Genomic DNA, 19,572 nt, shown 5'->3' with positions numbered 1-19,572 from the left:
TCCCGAGTTCGCTGAGCGGTTCCGGTGTGACACCCCTCGATCGTCGCCGAAACCCGCCGGCGTGCGCAAGTGGCCAAGGACCCGCCCGACGCACCTCTTGCGTATATGTAGATATCCTTATATGGTTGCCGGATGGGACTGTCCAGTTCGGCGATGCTCGACGTGCTCCGGGCGATCGGGGAGGAGACACGACTGCGCATCGTGCTCTTGCTCCAACACGGTGAACTCACGGTCACCGACATGACCGAGATCCTCGGGCAGTCACAGCCCCGGATCTCTCGGCACCTCAAGCTCCTGGCCGACGCCGGGGTCGTCGACAAGCACCGCGAGGGCACACGGGCGTTCTTCGAACTGACCACGCGGGGACCGATCGGCGCCCTCGTCGCCGACGTCACCGCCAATACCGATCCCCACGACCCGGTCGGCGCCGCCGACCTCGACCGCCTCGAACAGGTGCGGGGTCGTCGGTCCGCCGAGGCGCAGCAGTACTTCACCGCGATCGCCAAACACTGGGACGAACTCCGCTCGCTGCACGCCACCGACGACGACGTCGAGGCGGCGATCCTCGACACGATCGGCGACCACGACTACCGCTCGGTCCTCGACCTCGGTACCGGCACCGGTCGGATGCTCCAGCTGGTCGCCCACGAGCGGATCGAGCGCGCCGTCGGGCTCGACAGCAGCCACACGATGCTGGCGGTCGCCCGCGCCAACCTCGAACGGGCCGAGGTGCGGCGGGTCGATCTCCGCCAGGGCGACGTGTACAGCCCGCCGCTCGAGCGCGGCGCCTTCGACCTCGTCATCATCCACCAGGTCCTCCACTTCCTCGACGACCCGGCCCGAGCCATCCGGGAAGCAGCACACCTGCTCGCTCCGGGTGGACGACTGCTCATCGTCGACTTCGCCCCGCACTCGCTCGAGTTCCTGCGCTCCGATCACGCCCACCGGCGACTCGGCATCCGGTCCGACACCCTCGTGGGTTGGCTCGAACAGGCGGGCCTGGCGATCGGGCCGGTCCGCGTCGTCGAACCACCGCTCGGCGTCGAACGAACCGACGAAGAACTCCTCACCGTCTCGCTCTGGACCGGGATTGACACCCGGACCGGTGCCGAACGGTCCGACGACCCCGCACTCGCGCCCAGCAAGGAAGCCGCATCATGACGCTCTCGGTCAGTTTCGAAGTGTTCCCGCCGAAGACCGACGCCGGGCTTCGCACCCTCTCGGAGGCGGTCGCTCGACTCGACGACATCGACCCGGCCTACATCTCGGTCACGTACGGCGCGGGTGGATCCGACCGGCAGCGGTCGTTCGACACCATCGACGTAGTTCGGTCGTCCACGTCGGCGCCGATCGCCGCCCACCTCACCTGCGTCGGCCAGTCGCGGGCCGACGTCGATGCGGTCATCGACCGGTACCTCGACCTCGGTGTCGATCACATCGTGGCGCTCCGCGGTGACCCGCCCGGCGGCATCGATGCCCCCTACGAACCCCACCCCGACGGTTTCCACTCAACCGCCGACCTCGTTGCCGCCATCAAGCGTCGCGGCGATCTCTCGGTATCGGTGTCGGCGTACCCCGAGCGCCACCCGCAGTCACCGACCGACGATCACGACCTCGACGTGTTGGCCGCGAAGGTCGACGCCGGCGCCGACCGGGCGATGACCCAGATGTTCTTCGACAACGGTCACTTCGTCGACTACCTGCGTCGGGTCCGCGCCCGAGGCGTGGAGGTGCCGATCGTCCCGGGCATCTTCCCGATCCATTCGTTCCCGGCGGTCGCCCGGTTCGCAGCACGTTGCGGTGCCACGATGCCGGCGGCGATCGCCCGACGCTTCGACGGCCTCGACGACGACCGGGCGGCGACGCATGAACTCGCCGCCGACCTCGCGGCAACCCAGATCAGGGAACTGACGACGCACGGGGTCGAACACGTGCATCTGTACACGCTCAACCGCTCCGAACTTGCGCTCGCGGTCTGCGACCGCCTGGCGACGGTGTCGGCATGAGCGTCGAGACCATGCGGCAGGTCGCGAACGAGCGGATCCTGATCCTCGACGGGGCGAGCGGCAGCGAGATCCAGGCGCTCGGCGTCACCGAGGACGACCTCCGCGGCGACCGGTTCGCCGACCACGGGCGTTCGCTCGCCGGCAACAACGACCTCCTGATCCTGTCGAAGCCCGACGCGGTCCGGCACCTCCACAGCAGCTACCTCGCTGCCGGCGCCGACATCATCACCACCAACACCTTCTCGTCGACCACCGTCGCCCAGCGCGAGTACGGCCTCGACGACGCAGCACTGGTGCACGACCTCAACGTCGCCGGCGCCCGACTCGCCCGCGAGATGGCCGACGACGCTCAGCAGGCCGACGGACGGCCACGCTGGGTCGCCGGTGCGCTCGGACCCACGAACATCACCCTGTCGCTCTCGCCCCGCGTCGAGGATCCGGCCTACCGAGCGCTCACGTTCCGGGAGCTGGCCCAGGCCTATCGCGAGCAGATCGCCGGCCTGGTCGAGGGCGGCGCCGACGTGCTCCTCGTCGAGACCGTGTTCGACACGCTCAACGCCAAGGCTGCGATCTGGGCGGCGCGGCGCCATGCGGCCGAGACCGGACATTCCACGCCGCTGATGATCTCGGGCACGATCACCGACCGTTCGGGACGGACGCTGTCCGGCCAGACCGTCGGCGCGTTCTGGCAGTCGATCCGACACGCGCAGCCCCTGTCGGTCGGTCTCAACTGCGCCCTCGGTGGCGCCGAGATGCGACCGTACATCCAGGAGATCGCCACGCTTGCCGACACGCTGGTGTGCGCGTACCCGAACGCCGGCCTGCCGAACGCCCTCGGCGAGTACGACGAGACGCCCGAACACACCGCCGCCATCATCGGCGAGTTCGCCGAATCCGGGTTCGTCAACATCGTGGGCGGCTGCTGTGGCACCACCCCTGCCCACATCGAGCAGATCGCCGCCGCCGTCGACGGGCTTGCCCCCCGACGTGTCGAGGAACGCGCGCCGCGCCTGCAGCTCTCGGGTCTCGAATCGTTCACGCTCACCGCCGACGTGCCGTTCGTGAACGTCGGTGAACGCACCAACGTCACCGGTTCGGCCAAGTTCCGCCGCCTGATCACCAACGGCGAGTTCGCCGAGGCGCTCGACGTCGCTCGGCAACAGGTCGAGAACGGCGCCCAGATCATCGACGTGAACATGGACGAAGGCCTGCTCGACTCCGAGCAGGCGATGGTCACGTTTCTCAACCTGATCGCCGCCGAGCCCGACATCGCCCGCGTGCCCGTGATGATCGACTCGTCGAAGTTCGAGGTGATCGAGGCCGGGCTCGAATGCGTCCAGGGGAAGGCGGTCGTCAACTCCATCTCGATGAAGGAGGGCGTCGACCAGTTCCTCGAGCAGGCGAGGGTGTGCCGAGACCACGGGGCTGCCGTGATCGTCATGGCGTTCGACGAGGACGGCCAGGCCGACACCGCCGAGCGCAAGATCGAGATCTGCAGCCGGGCGTTCGAACTGCTGCGCAGCGAACTCGACTTCCCCGCCGATGACATCATCTTCGACCCGAACATCTTCGCGATCGCCACCGGCATCGCCGACCACGATCGGTACGGCCTCGACTTCATCGAGGCGACCGCCGAGCTGCGCCGCCGCTACCCGCACTCCCACATCTCGGGCGGCGTCTCCAATCTGTCATTCGCCTTCCGCGGCAACGAACGGGTTCGCGAGGCGATGCACTCGGTGTTCCTCTACCACGCGATCTCGAACGGCATGCGGCTCGGCATCGTCAACGCCGGCCAGCTCGGGGTCTACGAGCAGATCGAGCCCGAGCTGCGCGAGCTGTGCGAGGACGTCGTGCTGGCCCGCCGGTCCGACGCAGCCGAACGTCTGCTCGACGCAGCGACGGACTATGTCGGCGACGGCGCGTCCGTGAAGGAGCGGATCGGTCAGGAATGGCGTGACTGGGACGTCGACAAGCGGCTCGAGCACTCGCTCGTCAACGGCATCACCGAGTTCATCGAGGCCGACGTCGAGGAGTCACGCGTCCGCCTGGCCTCGCCCGTCTCGGTCATCGAGGGCCCGCTGATGGACGGCATGAACATCGTCGGCGACCTGTTCGGTTCCGGCAAGATGTTCCTGCCACAGGTCGTGAAGTCGGCCCGCGTCATGAAGCAGGCGGTCGCGTACCTCACCCCGTTCCTCGAAGCCGAGCGCGAAGCGGCGATCGCCGCGGGCGGCTCGATCGCCGACAACTCCAACGGCACCGTCGTACTGGCGACCGTGAAGGGCGATGTCCACGACATCGGCAAGAACATCGTGGGCGTCGTGCTCGGATGCGCGAACTACGACATCATCGATCTCGGTGTGATGGTGCACGCCCAGACGATCCTCGACACCGCCCGAGATTGCGGTGCCGACGTGATCGGCCTCTCCGGGCTGATCACGCCGTCGCTCGACGAGATGGTCAACGTCGCCTCCGAGATGCAGCGTCAGGGATTCACCGTGCCGCTCCTCGTCGGCGGCGCCACCACGAGCCGGATCCACACGGCGCTGCGCGTGACCCCGGCGTACGAGGGCGGTCCGGTCGTGCACGTCGGTGACGCCAGCCGGGCTGCAGGGGTCATCTCCAAGCTCCTGAACCCCGGTCAGCGTGGCGAGTTCCTGGCCGACCTCGACGCGGAGTACACCCGCGTCATCGCCTCCCACGAACGGGCCGAAGTCGAACGCAACCGGTTGACGCTCGACGAGGCCCGGGTCAACGCGGGCGAGTTCGACTGCGATCCCTCGATCCTCGTCGCCCCCACGTTCACCGGACCCCGAACCATCGAGGGCATCGACGTGGGTGACCTCGTCGAGTACATCGACTGGACACCGTTCTTCCATGCCTGGGGCTTGCGTGGCCGCTACCCCGCCATCCTCACCGACAGCTCGATGGGCGACACGGCGACATCGCTGTTCGACGACGCCCGGCGCATGCTCGACCGCATCGTCGACGAGCAGTGGTTCCTCCCGCGCGCGGTCGTCGGCTTCTGGCCGGCACATCGCGACGGCGACGACATCCTCCTGTCCGAGCACGGCCGCCGCCTGCACGGGCTCCGCCAGCAACTCAAGCGGCGCGACGGTAAGCCGAACCTGTCGATCGGCGACTTCATCGCTCCCCCGGCCGCCGACACCATCGACCACGTCGGCGCCTTCGCGGTCACGACCGGACCGGAAGAGGTCGCGATCGCCGAGCGGTTCGAGGCAGCGAACGACGACTACTCGTCGATTCTGGTCAAGGCCCTCGCCGATCGGGTCGCCGAGGCCCTCGCCGAGCGAACCCACGCTCAGGTTCGACGCGAGTTGTGGGGCTACGCGCCCGACGAGTCGCTCACGCCGCAGGAGCTGATCGCCGAGGCGTACCGCGGGATCCGCCCGGCCCCCGGCTATCCGGCCCAGCCCGACCACTCGGAGAAGGTCACGATCTTCGAACTGCTCGAGGCCGAGACGCGGATCGGCGTCGAGCTCACCGAGTCGTACTCGATGTGGCCCGGTTCATCGGTGTCGGGGCTGTACTTCGCCCACCCCGACGCCAAGTACTTCGCGGTCGGACGCATCCAGCGCGATCAGGTCGAGTCGTACGCCGAACGCAAGGGGCTCACGGTCGAGGAGACCGAGCGGCTGCTCGGCACGATCCTCGCCTACCAGCCGTCGTGACCTGATCGCTCAGGGCCGCGGCGCGCCGTCGACGTTTGCGTCGTGGTCGATCCGCCAGAGGTTGCTGCTCGTCTGCGCCGCCATCATCACGAACGCGGCCACGTTGAGGGCGAGTACCACGGGCACGCCCCAGCTGAAGATGTCGGTGCCGGCGAAGACCACGAGCGTGTTGAGCGCGATGTAGCCGATCCGGATCTCCGTCGGACCGATGCCGTAGTAGGCGATCTGGAACTGGTTGGTGGCCGCGAACGACAGGAACGAGACCGCCATCGTCGCGCACGTCACGAGCAGGAGGAGCAGGAACAGGAACTCGAGCCACTCGGCGTCGACCAGGAACGAGTAGGCGATCACGATCGAACCGGCGAAGAGGAAGTCGAGCAAGTGGTCCATGTAGAACCCCCACTTGACCAGGCCCTGTTTGCGGTACTTGCCGAGCGTGCCGTCGAGCGAGTCGGTCAACCACTGCCCGAACACCATCACCGACACGCCGTGGAGCCACGCACGATCGCCGGTGGCCAACCAGCCGAACAGCACGGTGCCCGCCGACCACAGGAGCGTCACGGACGTCAGGTGGTGGCTCATGATCGGGCCGGGGATCCTGGGGACGGCCCAGTCGATGAACCGGCGCTCGACCGGTCCGAGCAACGACTGACCCTGCTTCTTGTCGCCGGCGAAGGCCTCGTTCATCGGTCGACCCCGAACACGACGGTCGGGTCGGTCGACGCCAGTTCGAGCACGCCCGGATCGCCGGGGTCCGGCCCGGTGATCGCCCACGTGACCCCGAGGTCCGCGAATCGCCCGTACTGCGCAGCGTCGACCGGGCGGACGACGACATCGAACCCGTCGAGCGAGCCGCGCTCCTCCCGGACGATCCGGAGCATCTCGGAGAGCGCGTCGTCGTCGACCTCGATCGGGAAGAGCCCGTCGAAGCGCGCGGCACGCCGCACCGGCTTCGTCGCCCCGCCACGAGCAGCGAACCACAGGGGGATGCGTGGGCGTTGATACGGCCTCGGCAGCACGGTCACGCGATCGGCGATGAAGTGCTCGCCGTGGAAGTCGACCTCGTCACCCGACCAGAACGCGCACAGCAACTCGACGCCCTCGTCGAGGCGCTCGCCACGTTCACGCGCATCGACGACCTCGCCGAACGCGCTGAGTTCACGGGTGGTGTCGACGCCGAGCCCGAGCCCGAGCGTCAGGCGCCCTCGGGACAGGTGGTCGAGCGTGGTGGTCTCACGAGCCAGCTTGATCGGCCGACGCCGGGTGATCGGCGTGACCATCGGACCGATCCGGATGCGTTCGGTCGCGACGGCGATCGCCGCCATGGCCACCCACGGGTCGGCGGTCTCCTGCGGGTCGTCGGGACGGCGCAGCACGTGGTCCCAGAGGAACACGGCGTCCCATCCGGAGCGCTCGGCGGCGACCGCGACCTCGACCAACGCGGCCGGGTCGGCCAAATCTCCGTAGGGCGGGATCGTCAGCGCGTGTCGCATCCGCCCAGCCTTGCCGATGTCGCGGGTCAACGGCGAGACTGCCACGGTGCACGTCCCCGACATCACCGACATCGAGTTCCGCGAGCTGCTCGCCCTCGAGCCACATGGTCCCGACACGTTCGTCGGCATCGCGACCCGCTACCCCTGGGGTGGTCGGCTGTTCGGGGGCCAGGTCGTCTCACAGGCGCTGAAGGCGGCAGCGCTCACCGTCGAAGCGGATCGGCCGGCACACTCGCTGCACTCGTACTTCATCCGGCCCGGCTCGCACGGCGAGCCGGTCAGGTACGAGGTCGAGCGGCTCCGCGACGGCCGGTCGTTCAGCACCCGCCAGGTGGTCGCCCGGCAATCGGCCGGCGCGATCCTGAACCTGTCGGTGTCGTTCCAGGTGGGCGAGGACGAAGCCGACGTGCAGCTGTGCGACGTGCCCGACGACGCTCCGGCTCCCGACGACCCGACGCTCGAGGACGGGTCGTGGGGCGCCCTGATCGGACGGAAGTCGGTGCAACTTGCCGACGGCGGCATCGGCCACTGGATCCGTCTCGACGCCGAGCTCGACGACGACCCGGTCGATCGCGTGTGCGGGCTGACGTTCGTGTCGGATGCGGCGCCGTCGCGGGCGGCCAGGTCACCGCATCCCGACTTCACCGGCACGACGGCCGACCGGAAGATCTTCCAGGGCGCGAGCCTCGACCACTCGATGTGGTTCCATCGACCGGCGGATCCCGGCGAGTGGCATTGGTTCGAGACCCGCTCGCACGGGCTGTCGGGCGGGCGCGGTCTCGTGACCGGCGACATCATCAGCCGGTCCGGCGTTCAGGTCGCGACGTTCGCCCAGCAGGTGCTGCTCCGCAAGTTCCGCCGGTCCGACTGATCGCGAGTTGTGCCTGGAGGTCGAGCGGATAGGTGAGGCTCTGCCGAATCTGGCCGCTCGACACTCGCAATGGATACGGGGAGGAATCAGCGGAATGAAACGGAGCGGAGCGACCTATCCGCTGATCCTCCTGGCACAACTCGCGATCACGCCAGCAGGATGAACAGCCGCACGCTGTAGCCGGCCATCACGGTCCAGAACAGGGCGGCGAACGTCCGCTCCCCCGCTTTCGCGTTGATCGACGAACCGGTCCACGTGCCGAGCGCCATCAGCGGCACCGCGGCGACGGCGGTCAGCACCGAGGTCCGTCCCAGCAGCTCGGCGTCGGCGAAGATCGCCGTCTTGGTGGCATCGCCGGCGAACGAGGCGAGCGACGCCGCTCCGACGAAGTGACGGCGGTCGAGGTCGAGGTTCCGGATCGCCACACCCTTGAGCGGCCCCGACGTGCCGGAGAAGCCGCTCGACGCTCCTGACACGAACGCGAGGAACGGAGCGAACCCGGTTCGGAGCCGCTCGAGCCGGAATCGTTCCGCGATCACCGACCCGATGAACATCACCACGATGCCGATCGTCACGGCCCAGTCCGGTGCGTTGACGAGCAGGGTCGAGCCGATCGCCGCGCCGACGACGATGAGCACCACGATCAGCGCAGCCGCCCGGAACGGCAGGGTGCGCCGGTACGCGTAGATCTTCATCACGTTGTTGCTGGCCAGCAGCAGCGCAGCGAGCGCGACGCCCTCCTTCGAGCCGAGGAACAGCGCCAGCGTCGGCACCATCAGCAACGAGCCGCCGAGCCCCGCCGACGCGGAGATCGTGAACGACACGTAGACGAGGACGAGCGCGACGATCGCGGTCAGGACGGTCATGACGGGTGGCGCCGGCGGACGGGCGGATGATCAGACGCCGACGATGGGCAGGTCGAGGTCGGCGAGACGGCGATTGAAGGCGGCCAGATCGCCGTCGATCACCGATCGCAGCGCGGCGAGTTGCGCGTCGACCTGCCCCGCCAGCTTGTCGTACACCCGGTGTGACTGGACGGTCGGCCGCGCGTCGGCGCTGCTGACCACCGGGGCGAGCGCGCCGAGCTTCTCGAAGAGCATCTCCCGGTAGTTGAGCGAGTCGCCTTCGGACGTGAGCTCGACCTGGACGAGTTCGTGCTCGATCGTGGTGAGTGCGTCGCCGAGCGCCGATGCGGAGGTGATCGCGTCGGCTGTTTCGCCGCTGCCGTCGTCGCCCGCCAGCCGGGCCGTCCAGTCGGTCAGCTGTCTCCGGATGCCACGGATGCTGTTGACGGCGGTCGCCACCTCCGACAACTTCGTCTGGATCTGCAGCATCAGGTCGAACTGCTCGGCGAGGTCCTCGTCGCTGGTGGTGACCCTGGGGTCCTTGATCAGGTCGAAGCTCTGGGTCATCGTCCAGTCGCCGACGGCCAGCGTCACCTGGTACGTACCCGGCATCGCCAGGGGCCCCTCGGGGCGACCGTGGTACTCGGTGTCGACCATCTTCACGCCGCTCCGATGGTTCATGTTCCACAGGAACGAGTTCATGCCCTGCTCGGCATGGATGTACCGGTTGCCGGCTCGCTCCTTCTTGTCCGACGGGACGTCACTGGTGAAGGTCTCGATCTCGTTCCCGTCGGCGTCGCTGATCGTCAGGGTCGCGGTGCCGGTCTGGTCGTCGGCCAGCAAGTAGGTGATCCGCACCCCTCGTTCGATGTCGTCGCCCCCGTCGATCACGCGCTTGCGGGAGTACCCGGTCTCGTCCTCGTCGACGTAGTACGTGGCGTTCTGACCGATCGTGACGTGGTAGTTCTTCCCGCCCGGCTCGCCCCAGAACGAGCCGAACAGATCGGGCGGCGTCCGGACGGTGTCGTGCGGCTTGAACAGGTACCGATCGGCGCCCTGCACGTCGTCGCAGATCTGGCGGAGCTGGGTGAGATCGTCGAGGATCCAGAACGACCGGCCGTGCGTCGCGACCACGAGATCGTCGTCCTTCACGACGAAGTCGTACACCGGGGTGACGGGCAGGTTGCACTGCAACGACTGCCAGTTGGCTCCGTCGTCGAACGAGCACCAGATCCCGAGTTCGGTCCCGAGGTAGAGCAGCCCCGGTCGCTGCGGGTCCTCCCGGATCACGCGACAGAAGTGCTGGTCGGGGATGCCGGCGTCGATGCGCGTCCACGAGCCTCCGAGATCGGGGCTCCGGTAGACGTACGCGCCGTCGTCACCCATCTTGTGACGGGCCACGGTCATGTACACGGTGCCGGCGCGGTGCCGCGACTCCTCGATCATCGTGACCTGGGAGAACTTCGGCAGGTCGGGAGGTGTCACCTCGGTCCATTCGCCGCCGTCGTCGCGGGTGACGTGGACCCGCCCGTCGTCGGAGCCGGCCATCAGGACCCCCTGCTCATGTTTCGACGCCATGAGCGAGAACACCGTGGCGTACATCTCGGCGCCGGCGGTGTCCATCGTGAGGGGTCCGGACACGCCCATCGTGTCGGGGTCGGCGTAGGTGAGGTCGGGGCTGATCGGCTCCCAGCTGTGTCCCTCGTCGCGTGACCGGAACACCTGGTTGCCGGCCGCGTAGAGGGTGTTCGCGTCCTGCGGCGAGAACACGATCGGGTAGGTCCACTGGAATCGGACCTCGGCCGTGTTGCCGTCGTGGTACGCCTCGGGCCACACGCTGACGAGCTGGATCTGCTTGGTGCGGTGGTCGTAGCGCTGGAGTGCGTCGCCGCCACCCGGAGAACTCCCGATCGCGCCGACGTAGACGATGTTGGGGTCACCTGGCTTGGGCGCCACGTAGCCGCTCTCCGCTGTGCCCGGTGGGTAGCAGTCGGCCCAGTTGATCGCACCCTTGTTGGTCCGACTCGGCACGGCGATGGACGAGTTGTCCTGCTGCGAGCCGTAGACGAGATACGGATACTGGTCGTCGGTGGCGACGTGGTAGAACTGCGCCGTCAGCTGGTTGTAGATTGACGACCACGACTCGCCGGCGTTGAGCGAGACCCACGCCCCGCCGTCGTCGCAGCCGATCATGCGTTCGGGCCGTGACGGATCGATCCAGAGCGCGTGGTTGTCGCCGTGGGGCGTCAGCCATTCCTCGAAGGTCTTGCCGCCGTCGATCGATTTCCACGCCTTCATGTTCATCACGTAGACGGTGTCGGGATCGGTCGGATGGGCGATGACGTGCATGTAGTACCAGGGCCGCCACTGGAGTTCGGGCTTGGCGGACACCTGCTCCCAGGTCTCGCCGTGATCGTCCGACCGGTACAGGCCGCGCTTGCGCCCCTCGGCTTCGACGATCGCGAAGACACGACCGGGCCTCGCCTGAGAGACCGAGACGCCGATCTTGCCGAGCGTGCCGACGGGCAGACCGGGTTTCGCGCTGAGGTCCTCCCAGGTGTCGCCGCCGTCCTTCGACCGCCACAGACCACAGTCGGGGCCGCCGGAGTCGATCGACCAGAACGTGCGGCGCGCCTGCCAGATCGTGGCGAACAGGATCCGTGGGTTGTTCGGATCGAGCGCGACATCGACCGCGCCGGCACGGTCGCTCACGTACAGCACGCGCTCCCACGATTCACCGCCGTCCCTGGTGCGGTACAGCCCTCGGTCGGGGTTGTCGATCGACGCGTGGCCGAGCGCGGCGACGTAGACGGTGTCGGGATCGTGCGGGTGCACCCGGATCTCGCCGATGTGACGGGTGCCGGTCAACCCGATGTGGTGCCACGTGGCACCGCCGTCGGTCGACTTGTACATGCCGTCGCCATGGGTGATGTCGAGCCGGATCGTGGTCTCACCCGTGCCGGCGTAGATCACGTTGCCATCGGACGGCGCGACCGCGAGCGCCCCGATCGACGAGGTACCCAGGGAGCCGTCGGTGATGTTCTCCCAGTACTGGCCGGCGTCGTCCGACTTCCAGACCCCGCCGGCGACGGCGCCGAAGTAGAACACGTTCTGTTTCACCGGGTCGGCGGCGACGGCCACCACGCGACCGCCGCGTGACGGGCCGATGCACCGGTAACGAATCTGGCTGAAAAGTTTCGGATCGACCGTCGTCATGGAGCAATCCTGCCACCACGTGGGGACCCTGGACGTACCGGCCGGATCAGGTCGGCGACACCACCACCGACCACATGACGGCCTTGCTCGCCGGGTTGACCGCGACCGCGGTCGCACCCGGCCATGTCCCGGTCGCGACGGCGGAGTCGCCGGTGATCGAGTTGATCCGGCCGCCGCCGGATCCGACGCTGTCGACGCGCCCGACGACCGAGACGGGCAGCGACCACGACGTGGGGTCGCTCGTCTTGTCGACCCAGTGGCTCACGACCAACGAATCGGGGGCGGCGACGCCGATCGACGGCGTCGTGTGCGACGCCGTGTTGCCCGGTTCGCCCCGCACCGCCCAGTCGGCCACGACCGCGTCTTGATACGACACCAGGCTCATGTCGGTCTTCGTCCGCGTGCCGAGGTCGACCGCGACCATCGAGCCTGCGACCCCGGGCCCGGCGATCCGCGAGTAGAGGCGTGACATCATGGACCCGTCGGCCTGGGAGCCGAGCAGCGTCCAGCCGGCCGGGGTCGAGGCCGATGTGACCGTGTTCGTCGTCACGAACAGCAGCAGCAGGTCGCCCGACGCGACCGATCCCGGAACGGTGACGTCGGCGGAGGTCGTGTTCGCATTCGACGAGGCTGCCGAGCGGAACGCGGGCGCCGAGCCGGTCGGGATGGACACCGACACCGTGGTCGACGCCGAATCGGTCGCACCGTCGTCGTCGGTGACCGTCACCGTCACGAGGTACGACCCCGAGGCGCCGTAATCGTGATCGGGAGCGACCCCCGTGCCGGACGCGCCGTCACCGAACAACCAGGAACGGGCGACGATCGACCCGTCGGAATCACTGCTGCCGGCACTCGTGAAACTGCACGACAGCCCGGCGCAGTTCGCCGAGATCGCCGCGTCGGGCGGCTGGTTCGGTGGCGGCGTTCCACCACTCGACACCAACGCAACGGAATAGTCGGCGCCTCCACCGACGACCTCGACATCGTCGAGCCCCGGCACCGCGATCGAGTTGGGGCGACGTGTCAGGGTGCCGTCGCCGAGCTGTCCTGCCTGGTTGTTGCCCCACGCTCGAACCGTGCCGTCGGCCAGTACGGCGAGACCGTGATCTCGCCCGCTGCCGATCTCTACCGCGTTCGAGACGCCGCCCACGCGCACCGGGCGGCTGCGCTGGGCCGTCGTCCCGTCACCCAACTGGGCGCGATAGTTGCGCCCCCACGACCACACCTGGCCGTTCTGGAGCAGAGCGTAGGAGTGATGTGCTCCCGCGATCACGCTGGTCGCCGCCGAGATACCCGTCACCCGGACCGGGCTCGTGCGATCGGTGGTCGTGCCGTCACCGAGCTGAGCGAAACGGTTCCAACCCCACGTCCAGACCTCACCGTTCGCACGGACGGCGAGTCCGTGGTCGCGACCACCGGCGACCTCGACCACGTCGGTCAGGTTGCCCACACGCACGGGCGTGGTCCGGGTGGAGGTGGTTCCGTCTCCGAGCTGACCGTCGCCGTTGAGCCCCCACGCCCACAACGTGCCGTTGCTGCGGATGGCGTAGCTCATGTCGCGTCCGGCGGCGATCGCGACCGCGTCGTCGATGCCCTGCACCCGTACCGGTGTCCGACGCCGGGTCGTGGTCCCGTCACCGAGTTGGCCGAATGCGTTGTAGCCCCACGACCAGATCCGGCCGTCGTCGTCGAGTGCGAGCGAGTGGTAATGGCCCGTCTCCACCGCCACGATCCCCGAGAGGCCCGAGACCACCCTCGGGCTCGATCGGTCGGTGCGCGTCCCGTCGCCGATCTGCCCCTGGTTGTTCCGGCCCCACGTCGCCACGGTTCCGTCGGCGAGCAGCGTGATCACGTGCTCGCGACCGCCGTGGAGATCGGTGACACCGGAGAGGTCGATGACCTCGGCCGAACGACGATCGTTGTTCGTACCGTCGCCGAGTTGGCCGCTTCCGTTCGCTCCCATCGTGGCGGGTGAACCCGGTCCGGACGCCGCAGACACCGGTACTGCCACCATGAGCGCCGTGGACGCAGCGACGACGCCGAGCGCCGTCACCAACCCCGATCGGCGCTTCCGCCTCGCCGCAACCCGCATGTCGGTCCCTCCCACCGTCGTGACCGGACTCCGCTCGTCCGCTCAAGGTCTGTTCTAGTTGACGGAGGCCGGCGGAGCAACTGCCACCCGACCGCGCGCTGTTCGTGCCGAACAGAGCGCGATCGTCACGTTGTGTGGGATTCGCGGCTCCGCCATCAACTTGCCGCCGGTTCCGTCGGCGAGTTCGCCCCGCGCCGTTTAGAGTGCGACGCCTCCGGTTACCTCCGTGGTACCGGATGGCTCGTCCCGAGCGCCACGGCTCCCACATGACACACATGCATCTCGCTCGCCCCCAACGGTCTCGTGCTGCGATCCTCTCCGTCGCGTGTCTGACGATGGTCGGCGCCATCACGCTCTCGACGGCACCCGTCGCACGAGCAGCGATCCAGACGGTCGCCTCGTACCAGATGAACGAGGGCGCGGGCGCAGCCGTCATGCGCGACTCGGGACCCTTCGGTCTCGATGGCCGAATCGGCGGCGACATCGTGACCGCGACGTCGCACCAGGGCTCGACCGGGTACCGGTGGCCGTACGCTGCGCCCGACACCTCCCCCCTCCGACCACAGCGGTTGGCTGTCGTCGAGGATCATCCCCACCTCGATCCGGGCTCGGACGACTTCGCCGTCGAGATCCGCTACCGAACCGATCGCCGGTTCGGCAACATCGTGCAGAAGGGGCAGAGCCAGACGTCGGGCGGATACTGGAAGCTCGAGCACGACGACGGCATCCCGACCTGTCTGTTCCGTCGCACCTTGCAAGACGAAGCTGCCGTCAGCGGCCCGACCTCGCTCGCCGACGGCGATTGGCACACCCTTCGATGCGTGCGCTCCAGCGATGCCGTCACAATGTACGTCGACGGACAGGTGGTCGATCGCCGGCGCACTTCGGTCGGCTCGATCTCGAACGACTTCGACGTCACGATCGGGGGCAAGGTCGAGTGCAACCAGCAGTCCGTCGGCTGCGACTACTTCTCCGGCGACATCGACTACGTCCGGATCGACAAGGACGTCGGCGAGGCACCGAACCAGGCTCCCACGGCGGACTTCACCGTCGAGTGTTCCGAACTGACGTGTTCACTCGACAGCGCACCCTCGTTCGACACCGACGGCGTCATCGCCGAGACGCGCTGGACGTTCGACGCATCGGAGGCGACGGCATCGGGAGCCCGGGTCGAGCACGCGTTCGATCTCGCCGGCGAGCACCGGGTGACGCTCGCAGTCACCGACGACGACGGAGCGACGACCGAGCGCGAACGCCTCGTCGTCGTCGAGCACGGCGACACCGCCGATCCCCTCGTCGCATCGAAGTTCATCGCCGTGTCGCCGACGCGATTGTTCGACACCCGGCCAGGAATGTCACCCGACGAGTACCAGGGCGTCGTCCGCGGTGGCACCTCGCTTCGAGTGCAGGTCGCCGGGCACGCCGGCGTCCCTGCGTCGGGGGTGACCGCCGTTGCGATCAATCTCGCCGCGATCGGTATCGAGGCGCCCAGCTACGTCGCAGCCACGCCCACCGAATCCACCGCAGCGACCACATCGAGCCTCAACGTCGTCGTGCCCGGAGACGTGCGCGCCAATCTCGTCATCGTTCCCGTCGATGCGGACGGCACGATCTCACTCTTCAGCTTGCGCGACGCTCATCTCCTCGGTGACGTCGCGGGCTACTTCCGACCTCAGGACACCCCGTCCGACGATGGCCGAATCATCACGCAGCGCCCGCGTCGGCTCTTCGACACGCGCGTGGACTCCGCTCCGGGCGCGCCACGGCGCGTTCCGGCCGGTGGTTCCGTGACCGCCCAAGTGCTCGGACGTGCCGGAATACCCGATGTCGGGGTCGCCGCGGTCGTGATGAACGTCACCGCCACGGCAGCAGCCGGACCGGGCTACGTCACGGTGTGGCCCGACGGCCGACGGCCGTTGGCCAGCAGCCTGAACATCAACGGGACTTACGACACGGTCGCGAACCAGGTCATCGTCCCCGTGGGCTCGGACGGTCGGGTCCGTTTCGCCTCCTCGACGGAGGTGGACCTGGTCGCCGACGTGTTGGGTTGGGTCACCGACGGCAACGCCGAGACGGCAACCGCCGGATTGTTCGTTCCTCTCGAACCGAGTCGTGTCTTCGACACCCGGCCGGACGAACCGGCAGCCGGCCCCAAGGGGATCGTCGAGAGCGACAGGACGATCACCCCACGAGTCGCAGGCGTCTCCGGGATCCCCTCCGACGCCGGTGGTGTCGTGCTCAATGTGACCCTGATCGGAAGTGGACCCGGCTTCGCGACGTTGTGGCCGGCTGGGTCGTCTCGTCCGACGACCTCCAGCGTCAACGTCGACCGGGACGGCGACGTGAGACCGAACGGTGCCATCGTCCGCGTGGGCGACGACCAGCGCGTCGGCGTGTACGTGCTGACCACCGCTCACGTCGTGGCGGATGCGGTCGGGTACCTCCTGCCCTGAACGAACCTCCGGCGATCGACCCGAACATCTCGTTATCACCAAGTCTTTTGACGAATTCGCCACGCTGTGCGGTGATATCGTCGTGATGGCGACGGAGCGGCGGTTGGGGACGCTCGTGCCGATCACTCGACGGGGCGGATGGATGAGCGGACAACGAATTGGTGGGTACCTCGGCAGCGGGGTCGCGATCGCACTCGCACTCACGTTGACCTCCTTGGTTGCGCTGCCGGCGTCGACGGCCAGCGCCGTGGATCCGACCCTCATGCCGGTGATCGCGAACTACCAGATGAACGAGTCGTCGGGCGCCGCGAAGATGGACGATTCAGGCCCGAACGACCTCGACGGGTCGATCGGTTCCCTGGTCAGCACGGGGGTCGGAACGGGGGGCGCCACCGGCTACCGCTTCAATGCAGTGTCGCCGACCCAGATCCCGGCCGACACGGAACGGTTGGTGACCGTTCCCGACAACGACGCGCTCGACTTCGGAACCTCCGACTTCGCTGTCGAGTTCAGGTACCGCAGCACGGTCAGCTGGGGAAACATCGTCCAGAAGGGGCAGAACACGACGGTCGGCGGATACTTCAAGTTCGAGCAGCCGAACGGGTACATGACGTGCCTCATCAAAGATGTCGACGGCGACACGCTCGGCGCCAGCGCCCCGCACGAGCCTCAGTTCAAGACGAACGACGGCGACTGGCACACGATCCGATGCGAGAAGACCCAGAACCGGGTTCGGCTCTTCGTCGATGGTGTGCGGGCAGCGCAGACCACCAAATCCGATCCGAACGATTTCGTCCAGTCGGTGTCGAACACCAAGGTGTTGTCGATCGGAGGGAAGTACTCGTGCGACCAGATCGAGGTTTCCTGCGACTACTTCAACGGCAACATCGACTACGTGAAGATCGAGAAGGCAGGGGGTTCCGGGCCGGCGAACGAACCGCCGAACGGCTCGTTCACGTCCACCTGTGACCAGCTCGACTGCGACTTCGACTCGAGCTCGTCGAGCGACCCGGATGGAACGATCGTGGCACGGAGCTGGAGCTTCGGCGACGGCACCACCGGCAACGGCACTACCCCCAGCCACACCTACACAACCGGCGGCACCTACACCGTCACCCTCACCGTCACCGACGACGACGGCGCCGTCGACGCCACCTCCGGGTCGGTCACGCTCAATTTCGCTCCCGACGCCGACTTCACCGCGGCGTGTGACAAGACCACCTGCGCGTTCGACAGCGGGGCATCGTCGGATGCCGACGGTGTCATCACCTCGCGGTCATGGGACTTCGGCGACGGCACCACCGGCAACGGCACCGCCCCCAGCCACACCTACACAACCGGCGGAACCTACACCGTCACCCTCACCGTCACCGACGACGACGGCGCCACCTCGACGGCGGAACAGACGATCGCTCCGCTCTCCAACACGGGACCGGACGCGACGTTCGTCTCGTCGTGCGGGCTCCTCCTCTGTGTGTTCGACAGCGGGGCGTCGTCGGACGCCGACGGTGTCATCACCTCGCGGTCATGGGACTTCGGCGACGGCACAACCGGCAACGGCGCCACCCCCAGCCACACCTACACAACCGGCGGAACCTACACCGTCACCCTCACCGTCACCGACGACGACGGCGCCACCTCGACGGCGGAACAGACGATCGTCGTGGACGATGCCGCGAGCTCTCCGCCGACGGCACTGCCGTCGGCACTGACCGCCGTGACGCCATTCCGGCTGTTCGACACCCGACCCGACGAAGCGGCGCCCGGGCCCAAGGGCGTCATCGCCGAGGGCACGCAGATCGACGTCGCGGTGGCGGGTGTCGGATCGGTTCCGGCGGACATCACCGCCGTGGCGATCAATCTGACCGTGGTCGCCGTCGACGCACCGAGCTACATCACGGCATGGCCGACCGGAGATCCCCGTCCGACCGAACTCTCCAGCCTCAACGTGATCGAACCCGGCGCCGTCCGGGCGAACCTGGCGATCGTCCCCGTGGGCGACGAGGGCATGATCAGTCTGTACAGCCTCCGCGAGGCCCACCTGATCGGCGACGTCGTCGGCTACTTCACGGCGTCCGGCGCCACCAGCTCCGGTCGTATCGTCACCCAGACGCCGACACGATTGCTCGACACCCGGCCCGGCTCCGACCCGGGACCGAAGGGTCGCATTCCGGCCGGTGGCGAACTCGAGGTCACCATCGCCGACACCTCGGCCATCCCCGCTGGAGCCGGCGCCGTTCTCGTCAATGTGACGATCACCGAACCGTCCGCGCCGGCGTTCTTGACCGTGTGGCCCGACGGGCCTCGACCAACCGCCAGCTCCGTCAACGCGAGCGGCGTCGGCGAGACGAGCGCCAACATGGTCATCGTCCCCATCGGCGCCGACGGCAAGGTCCGCGTGTTCTCGAACGCGTCGACCCACGTGGTGATCGACCTGCTCGGCTACGCCACCGGGCCGTCCGCCCCGGCGATCACCACCGGTCTCTTCGTGCCGATCGACCCAAGCCGGATCTTCGACACCCGTCCCAGCGAGCCTGCTCCGGGACCCAAGGGGGTGATCGCCGACGACTCGACCATCACCGTCCAGATCGCCGACGTCGGCGGGATCCCTGCCGACGCGAGCGGCGTCGTGCTCAACGCGACGTACATCAGCACGGCGCCCGGCTATGTCACGCTGTGGGCCACCGGACTCGCTCGGCCGGGCACGTCCAACGTCAACGCCCCGATCGGCGGCGACGTCCGGGCCAACGGCGTGATCGTGGACATCGGTGAGCAGGGGCGCATCGATGCCTATGCACTCACCGGCGCCCACCTCCTCGCCGATGCGTTCGGCTATCTCACGAACTGATCAGATCGACGTTCCGCCGTCCACGCGCCGGAGTACTCATGTGCTCGCCGCGAGCG

12 protein-coding genes are annotated in these 19,572 nt (G+C 68.0%); 7 read left to right on the top strand and 5 right to left on the bottom strand.

Features of this window, described 5'->3' with window-relative positions; translation table 11 throughout:
• Nucleotides 1-132 precede the first annotated feature (132 nt).
• From R8G01_22205 to metH, 3 genes are read left to right on the top strand one after another with little or no spacing between them, the layout of a single operon-like run.
• On the top strand, nt 133-1,161 hold the full coding sequence (locus R8G01_22205; protein MDW3216720.1) for a metalloregulator ArsR/SmtB family transcription factor: 1,029 nt from the start codon (nt 133-135) through the stop codon (nt 1,159-1,161).
• Entirely contained in the window at nt 1,158-2,006 is an 849-nt protein-coding gene (metF, locus tag R8G01_22200) for a methylenetetrahydrofolate reductase [NAD(P)H] (GenBank protein ID MDW3216719.1), read from the top strand. Before R8G01_22205 ends, metF begins: the two co-directional genes overlap by 4 nt.
• The gene (gene metH, locus R8G01_22195; GenBank protein ID MDW3216718.1) at nt 2,003-5,698 is read left to right on the top strand and encodes a methionine synthase; all 3,696 of its coding nucleotides are present in this window, start codon (nt 2,003-2,005) and stop codon (nt 5,696-5,698) included. Before metF ends, metH begins: the two co-directional genes overlap by 4 nt.
• Before the next feature lie 9 nt (nt 5,699-5,707).
• On the opposite strand, the gene R8G01_22190 is transcribed toward metH, so the two are convergent.
• A complete protein-coding gene (locus R8G01_22190) occupies nt 5,708-6,385 on the bottom strand; it encodes a CDP-alcohol phosphatidyltransferase family protein (protein MDW3216717.1) in 678 nt (225 codons plus the stop codon).
• Nucleotides 6,382-7,236 carry an LLM class flavin-dependent oxidoreductase gene (locus R8G01_22185; protein MDW3216716.1) on the bottom strand — a complete coding sequence of 285 codons (855 nt, stop codon included), beginning with the start codon at nt 7,234-7,236 and terminating at the stop codon, nt 6,382-6,384. Before R8G01_22185 ends, R8G01_22190 begins: the two co-directional genes overlap by 4 nt.
• A 1-nt stretch (nt 7,237) precedes the next feature.
• On the opposite strand from R8G01_22185, the gene R8G01_22180 reads away from it, so the two are divergent.
• Nucleotides 7,238-8,062, top strand: coding sequence for a thioesterase family protein (locus R8G01_22180; protein MDW3216715.1), 825 nt, complete (start codon nt 7,238-7,240; stop codon nt 8,060-8,062).
• 146 nt (nt 8,063-8,208) lie between these two features.
• Here the strand turns inward: R8G01_22180 and R8G01_22175 are convergent, their stop codons facing one another.
• From R8G01_22175 to R8G01_22165, 3 genes are read right to left on the bottom strand one after another with little or no spacing between them, the layout of a single operon-like run.
• The gene (locus R8G01_22175) at nt 8,209-8,928 is read right to left on the bottom strand and encodes a sulfite exporter TauE/SafE family protein (GenBank protein MDW3216714.1); all 720 of its coding nucleotides are present in this window, start codon (nt 8,926-8,928) and stop codon (nt 8,209-8,211) included.
• A gap of 30 nt (nt 8,929-8,958) precedes the next feature.
• Nucleotides 8,959-12,123: a hypothetical protein gene (locus R8G01_22170; protein ID MDW3216713.1), complete on the bottom strand. Its 3,165-nt coding sequence runs from the start codon at nt 12,121-12,123 to the stop codon at nt 8,959-8,961.
• 46 nt (nt 12,124-12,169) lie between these two features.
• Nucleotides 12,170-14,086 (bottom strand): PKD domain-containing protein, encoded by a 1,917-nt coding sequence (locus tag R8G01_22165; protein MDW3216712.1) that lies wholly within the window; start codon nt 14,084-14,086, stop codon nt 12,170-12,172.
• 49 nt (nt 14,087-14,135) lie between these two features.
• Here R8G01_22165 and R8G01_22160 point away from each other — a divergent pair, with 49 nt between their 5' ends.
• From R8G01_22160 to R8G01_22150, 3 genes are all read left to right on the top strand, one after another.
• Nucleotides 14,136-14,273 carry a hypothetical protein gene (locus R8G01_22160; protein MDW3216711.1) on the top strand — a complete coding sequence of 46 codons (138 nt, stop codon included), beginning with the start codon at nt 14,136-14,138 and terminating at the stop codon, nt 14,271-14,273.
• Between the two features lie 208 nt (nt 14,274-14,481).
• On the top strand, nt 14,482-16,668 hold the full coding sequence (locus R8G01_22155; GenBank protein ID MDW3216710.1) for a PKD domain-containing protein: 2,187 nt from the start codon (nt 14,482-14,484) through the stop codon (nt 16,666-16,668).
• Nucleotides 16,669-16,810: 142 nt separating this feature from the next.
• The gene (locus R8G01_22150) at nt 16,811-19,516 is read left to right on the top strand and encodes a PKD domain-containing protein (GenBank protein MDW3216709.1); all 2,706 of its coding nucleotides are present in this window, start codon (nt 16,811-16,813) and stop codon (nt 19,514-19,516) included.
• Nucleotides 19,517-19,572 lie beyond the last annotated feature (56 nt).

The organism is Ilumatobacteraceae bacterium, assembly GCA_033344875.1.
GTDB lineage: Bacteria > Actinomycetota > Acidimicrobiia > Acidimicrobiales > Ilumatobacteraceae > Ilumatobacter.
Note: the sequence above shows the minus strand (reverse complement) of the source record. Positions and strands in the feature narration are given on the sequence as shown.